This window comes from Flaviaestuariibacter flavus (assembly GCF_004337505.1).
GTDB classification, from domain to species: Bacteria; Bacteroidota; Bacteroidia; order Chitinophagales; family Chitinophagaceae; genus Flavisolibacter; species Flavisolibacter flavus.
In genome coordinates, this window is record NZ_SJZI01000031.1 from 1 (window position 1) to 1,991 (window position 1,991).

Here is a 1,991-nt window from a genome sequence, read left to right on the forward strand (position 1 = left end):
TATTACGACGCCGAAAACCGCCTGACGGAGGTGGAGACAAGCCTCGATGGCTTGACCTGGGACCGCGACGCCCGCTACAGCTATTACAAGCACGGCCCGCTTGCCCGTACTGTACTGGGCGGCCAGTCCGTGCAGGGCGTAGACTACGCCTATACGCTGCAAGGCTGGCTGAAGGGGGTGAACGGCTCTTCGCTGCGGCCAGCCTACGATCTTGGCGGCGATGGTCTGCCCGGAGGACCAGCTCAATATACTGGACGCGACGCCTATTCATTCTCGCTCAACTACCACGCCGGCGACTATAAGGCCATCGGTGGCACGACGCCCTTCCCGGGCACAAGTGCCTACCTGGGCACGTCCGGTTTCCGGCCGCTGTACAACGGCAATATTTCCAGCATGGCCGTCAATATCGGTGCCCTGTCCAGTCCCATGCTCTATAGCTATACGTACGATCAGTTGAACCGCATCACCGGTATGGACGCTTATACGGGGCTGAACAGCGATGGCAATAACTGGAGCGCCCTTTCTCTTTCCACGAACTACCAGGAGCGGGTGCGCTACGATGCCAACGGCAATATCCTGGGCTACCTGCGCAACGGCACCACGGCAGGAGGGAAGCCGCTGGCCATGGATTCACTCACCTATCATTACCTGGCGGGAACCAACCAGTTGGGAAGGGTGCGCGATAACGTGCCGGCAACAAATTACGACAAGGACATCGACGATCAGCCGGTGGCTAACTACGCTTATGACCCGATTGGAAACCTGGTGAAGGACTCCCTGGAGGGTATCCGCCGGATCGAGTGGACGGTCTATGGCAAGATCAAGGCCGTGCATAAGGGGGGCGACACCACCATCACCTATCGTTACGATGCCTCCGGCAACCGCATTGCCAAAACGGTGATTCCCGGCGCGGGAACGCCAAAAACCACCTGGTATGTACGGGATGCCCAAGGCAATGTGATGGCTGTTTACAGCGACTCCTCCGACCGGGTACTGCTGAAGGAGCAACACCTCTATGGTTCGTCCCGCCTCGGTATCCGCGAGCGGGTAGGGGTGACCACGGGTACCGGAGAAGCTGTCTTTGATCCGGGAGCCATTGCTTACCTGAGAGGGGAGAAGCGTTACGAGCTTTCCAACCACTTGGGCAACGTGCTGGTGACGATCTCCGACCGCAAATACGGGGTTGACACCTCCGGGGACGGTGAATCGGACCGATTTATTGCCGACGTTTTGAGTGCCCAGGATTACTATCCATTTGGAATGCAAATGCCAGGAAGGGCATTTGCCGCGGGAACGGGCTACAGGTATGGGTTTAATGGGAAAGAGGATGATCCAGACCTTGCCGATGGACTTATTGCTTTCGAGGCTCGTGCATATGATAGTAGGATAAGCCGATTTTTTAGCAATGATCCCCGCTCAGAGGAGTATCCTTGGCAATCACCTTATGCTTATTATAGCAACAGTCCAACTGGCGTAATCGATTTTAATGGAGAAGGAGACTATTATAAGAAAGACGGAACTCACTTGGGAAATGATGGCAAGAACGACAACAAATTATATACTGCTGAGAGAATGAGGGTCGTTATATCAGAAAAAAAAGATGCCAATGGTAACGCCATAATGTTAGGAGGAAAACGAGTCGTGGAGCAAATAAAAGTATTCGAAGGAGCGATTAAGCTCAATATGAGTCACAGTGATTTTCAAGAGGCCGTAAGTATAGTGAGGCAAGAAGGTGATTCTAAAGATCCCGCCGAGTATAAAGTTTTAGCTAGTATTTTCTTTAATCATGCTGGGAATGATCCCACAAAGCTTGTTCAAACAATAAGAAAAGAATCATCAGTGTACAGAGTTGGAAAGCCGAAGGATCGATTCTCACCTGAGGATAATTCGATACCGGTTATTTCTAGTAGGGCAGGTATTTTGAATCGGTTAATTGGCGGTCCAGACTTATCTGGTGGAGCAACTCAGAACGACGGTAATGATTTTTTTGC

The 1,991-nt window shown here is 52.4% G+C and carries 1 protein-coding gene; it reads left to right on the forward strand.

What is annotated here, in order from left to right:
• A partial coding sequence (locus EPD60_RS07910) for an RHS repeat protein (RefSeq protein WP_317126046.1) occupies positions 1–1,991 on the forward strand: 1,991 nt, incomplete at both ends.